This is a genomic window from Pseudarthrobacter albicanus (assembly GCF_018224015.1).
In the GTDB taxonomy this organism is placed as follows: Bacteria; Actinomycetota; Actinomycetes; order Actinomycetales; family Micrococcaceae; genus Arthrobacter; species Arthrobacter albicanus.
This window is the reverse complement of sequence record NZ_JAGPOT010000135.1, coordinates 1-3,758: the sequence shown is the minus strand read 5'-3', so window position 1 is coordinate 3,758 and position 3,758 is coordinate 1. Positions and strand designations below refer to the sequence as shown.

Below are 3,758 nucleotides of genomic sequence, written 5' to 3'. Positions count from 1 at the left end.
GGCCCCCCCCCCCCCCCCCCCGTGGAGCCGTGGGGCCTCGGCCGCCACCGGAGCATCCCCACCGGCACGGAGCCCGGCTGCTCGGAAATCCAGGAAATGCGGAAACTGCTGGCCCCTTTGACCGGCAGGAGCGCCCCACCATTTGCCGCAAACGGCCGCTAAGCACCCTGGCTTGGCGGCCGTTTCCGGCAATTCGCCGCGCGCCCGGCCGGGTCACTGGGACAATGGACCATGACCGCCATCATCCTGGCCTGGGACCCGGAGCACTGGAACCGCTGGAATTACCCCGCAGCCGTCGATCGGGTCGCCGCTTCGGGGCTGCACGTGGAGCCCTGGGACGTCGGCCGCCACCGGAACGTCCGCTCCGGCACTGAAGCCTGGCTGCTGCTCCTGCAGGGGCGTCACGGACGCGGGCTGATCGGGCACGGTGTCGTGGTCTCCGCGCAGCCAGAACCAGCGCAACGAGGATCCCGGCAGCAGCCAGGACCCGCGCAGCCGGAACCAGAACCGCTCCATTCCGGGCCCGACGGGACGGCAAGGCCCGTGATCGTGGCCTTCGACGCTCTCCTGTCCCTCGGCGACCAGATCGACGACCAGCCCGGCGACCAGCTTCGTGACCAGCCCGACGTCGGCGTTCTCGAGGAAGCCGCGGCGGAGGGTCACCCGGACGGGACGCACGGCCCGGTGCTGACCGTCGGGCCGTCCGAGGAAGCCAGAATCCGGGCCCTCTGGACCGAGTTCGGGCCGCCACCAGGGCCGGACCCCACGCAGCCCGCGCCCGGCACCTACCCCGAGGGTACCGTCGCCCGGGTTCCGATAAACCGGTATGAACAAATCCCCGAAGCCCGGCGCGCCTGCATCGCGCATCACGGCACCGGCTGCGCGGCCTGTGGGTTCTCGTTTGAAATCAGCTACGGCGCGATCGGCAAGGATTTCATCCACGTCCATCACATCGTCCCCGTCTCCCAGCTCGGCGGCGGCTACGAACTGGATCCGGTCACGGACCTCGTGCCGCTCTGCGCCAACTGCCATGCCATGGTGCACCAGGGCGTCAGCACACCGAGGTCCGTGGCGGAACTGCGGCGGCTCATCGCCGGCGCCGGATTCCTGGCCGGAGCGACGGTGACCCCCGAGGAGCTGGACGCCGAACGCGAGGCCCGGAGGATGCTGGGGCCGTAGCCGCGGCCCGAGGGGGTTGCCACAGGGCGGTTGCCGCAGTACAAACGTCCACCGGCAAAAAAGCCGGGCCGGCTATGGACTTCCCGGCGGGGAGCCACACAGACTGTCTACAACAGCTGGCTCGGCGGCCGGTGTTTCCCGCATCCAGACCAGCCGGGGACTGCCAGCAGCCGCGTTGCTCTACGACTTTTCCACCACAGTGAAAGGACCTGGTCATGCCGGACTTGTCAGGCTTCTACCCGCTGATTGCCACGCTCATCGGCGCGGCCGTCGTCGTCGCCGTCATCTGGCTGGCCACAAAGTTAATGTGGAAGGTGGCCGAGCCCAATGAAGCCCTCATCATCTCCGGGCTGACGCGGGGCACGCTGGACACCCGGGAGGGAATGGACTTCAAGATCGTCACCGGCAAGGGCGCCCTCGTGCTGCCCGGGCTCCAGACCGTGAGGACCCTGTCCCTGACCCTGAATGAAACCGAACTCAAGGTTTCCTGCGTGACGTCCCAGGGCATCCAGGTGATTGTCGAAGGCGTTGTCATTTACAAGATCGGTGACGCCCCGCCCTTCATCGCCAATGCCGCGCGGCGGTTCCTGGGCCAGCAGCCCAAAATGGAAAGCCAGGTCTACAACGTTTTTGAAGGGCACCTGCGCTCGATCATCGGCAGCATGACCATGGAAGAAATCATCCGCGAGCGCGACAAACTGGCGTCCCAGGTCCGCGGCGCCAGCGGTATTGAAATGGAGAAGCTGGGCCTCGTGGTCGATTCGCTGCAGATCAAGGACCTGCAGGATCCTACGGGCTACATCCAGAACATCGCCAAACCCCATATTGCCCAGGTCAAGATGGAGGCCCGCATCGCCGAGGCCACCCGGAACCGTGAAGCGGCGGAAAAGGAGGCCGAGGCGGAGGCGCTGATTGCCGACGCCCAGAGCGTCTCCGCGATCCGGCAATCCCTGGCACAGGCCAACGCCGAGAGGGCCAAGGCCAACGCCGCCCAGGCCGGCCCGCTCGCCGATGCCACCGCCCGCCAGCAGGTGGTGGTCCAGGAAACCGAGGTGGCCAAGCTCGAGGCGGACCGGGAGGAGCAGAAGCTCCAGACCACCGTCCGCAAGCCCGCCGATGCCAAGGCCTATGCCAAGCGGACCGACGCCGAGGGCCAGAAATCCGCCGACATCAGTGCCGCCGAAGCCCTGGCCCGGCGCACGGAACTCGAAGCCCAGGCCAACGCCCGGCGCACCGAACTCCAGGCCCAGGCCAACGCGACGGCGGCGGCAGCCGCGGCCGGAGCCACCCGCGTCACCGGTGAAGCAGAGGCTGCAGCCACGAAAGCCCGCGGTGACGCCGCCGCCTCCGCCATCAAGGCCAAGGCACTCGCCGAGGCGGACGGCATCAAGGCACGCGCCGAAGCGCTCGGGACCAACCAGGAGGCCGTCATTTCCCAGCAGCTGGCCGAGACCATGCCGGCCATCATCGCGGCGGCGGCCGCCCCGTTTGCGCACGTCGGGCAGCTCACTGTCCTGAACGGCGGCGAGGGCATCAACCGGATGATCGGCGGAATCCTGGCACAGGTGGGCGACTACCTCCCGGCGCTCCGGTCCGCGCTCAGGAACGGTCGGGACGGAGCCAAGCAGCCGCCGAAAGCCCCGGATGCATAAGGACGTTGACCGGAGCCTGACGGGAAAGATCGGACGGGTCACCGGACGGATCGGGCCGGGCACGATCGGCGAGGTGATGCTGCCCTTCCGGGGCGGCACCAGCGCCTTCCACGCCCACCCCTTCGACAAGACCAGCGTTTTTTCCGTCGGCGAGCAGGTCCTGGTCATCTACTACGAGCCGCCCCAGACGGTCTACGTCGACGAACTCCCGGACGTCCTCCGGCACGACGCCCACGGTTAGAATCGCCACAGCGAGTACGGCACGCTGGGCAGGTTTCCCGCCATCCAGGGGCGCTCCGAGCGCTCCGCCGGGACCCGGCCGCGGCCGTCACGCACCACCACCACCACCGTGCCGATGACACCCAGCAGGGTGACGGCGGCGAGGAGCAAGAGTACGACGACGATTGGCCCGGTCATTTCTGGAACACCTCTGACTCCAATTTTACGGCGGACGGCTGCGCGTGCCGAGGTCTTCCTGCCTGCGTCAGCCCCGTTTCGCCGGCCACGTGGAGGTTTCCGGAAGTCAACGCGACCTCTGGAGCCGGGCGACGGCACCGGGCGTAGTCTGGGGCTCCGTCATCTCTGGGGGGTCATCGGATGGGAAGCAGCCTGCGGGATCGTTTCGGTCCTGCCGCGCGCGCACTGATGCTTTCCGTGTTTCTTGCCCTGGCCTGGCTCGTCTGGGGTGCCGGCAATGCCGACGCCGCGCCGGCCGGTCCGGGATCCGGGTCCGGCGCCGTGGTTCTGCCCGATCCTGGCCTGCCCCAGCTTGGTCCGGCGTCGCCTCTCGAAGAGGCATCCGCCGCCTCAGTGGCGGCTCATCTGCTGCCCCTGTTGTCGCACGGACGACGCCGGAGCTGAGCGGCTTGCCCGGCCGCTGCACCGCGCTGAGACCGGAAACCGGTCCGGAAGTTGCCCCGCCCCGCC

The 3,758-nt window shown here is 68.6% G+C and carries 4 protein-coding genes; 3 read left to right on the top strand and 1 reads right to left on the bottom strand.

Annotated elements, in window-relative coordinates; translation table 11 throughout:
• The first annotated feature begins 231 nt into the window (after window positions 1–231).
• From J9611_RS20500 to J9611_RS20490, 3 genes are all read left to right on the top strand, one after another.
• Window positions 232–1,179, top strand: a complete 948-nt coding sequence (locus J9611_RS20500; protein ID WP_211882952.1) for an HNH endonuclease — start codon at window positions 232–234, stop codon at window positions 1,177–1,179.
• Between the two features lie 215 nt (window positions 1,180–1,394).
• Window positions 1,395–2,831: a flotillin family protein gene (locus J9611_RS20495; protein ID WP_211882951.1), complete on the top strand. Its 1,437-nt coding sequence runs from the start codon at window positions 1,395–1,397 to the stop codon at window positions 2,829–2,831.
• Window positions 2,824–3,072, top strand: a complete 249-nt coding sequence (locus tag J9611_RS20490; protein WP_211882950.1) for an NfeD C-terminal domain-containing protein — start codon at window positions 2,824–2,826, stop codon at window positions 3,070–3,072. Before J9611_RS20495 ends, J9611_RS20490 begins: the two co-directional genes overlap by 8 nt.
• Here J9611_RS20490 and J9611_RS20485 read toward each other — a convergent pair.
• Complete coding sequence (locus J9611_RS20485; protein WP_211882949.1) at window positions 3,069–3,248, bottom strand: hypothetical protein; 180 nt, start codon at window positions 3,246–3,248, stop codon at window positions 3,069–3,071. The genes J9611_RS20490 and J9611_RS20485 overlap by 4 nt on opposite strands.
• Window positions 3,249–3,758 lie beyond the last annotated feature (510 nt).

Bases quoted from the DNA above. Each gene is read 5' to 3' on its own strand.
- J9611_RS20500 (WP_211882952.1), top strand. From the start codon at position 232: ATGACCGCCATCATCCTGGCCTGGGACCCGGAGCACTGGAACCGCTGG.
- J9611_RS20495 (WP_211882951.1), top strand. From the start codon at position 1,395: ATGCCGGACTTGTCAGGCTTCTACCCGCTGATTGCCACGCTCATCGGC.
- J9611_RS20490 (WP_211882950.1), top strand. From the start codon at position 2,824: ATGCATAAGGACGTTGACCGGAGCCTGACGGGAAAGATCGGACGGGTC.
- J9611_RS20485 (WP_211882949.1), bottom strand. From the start codon at position 3,248: ATGACCGGGCCAATCGTCGTCGTACTCTTGCTCCTCGCCGCCGTCACC.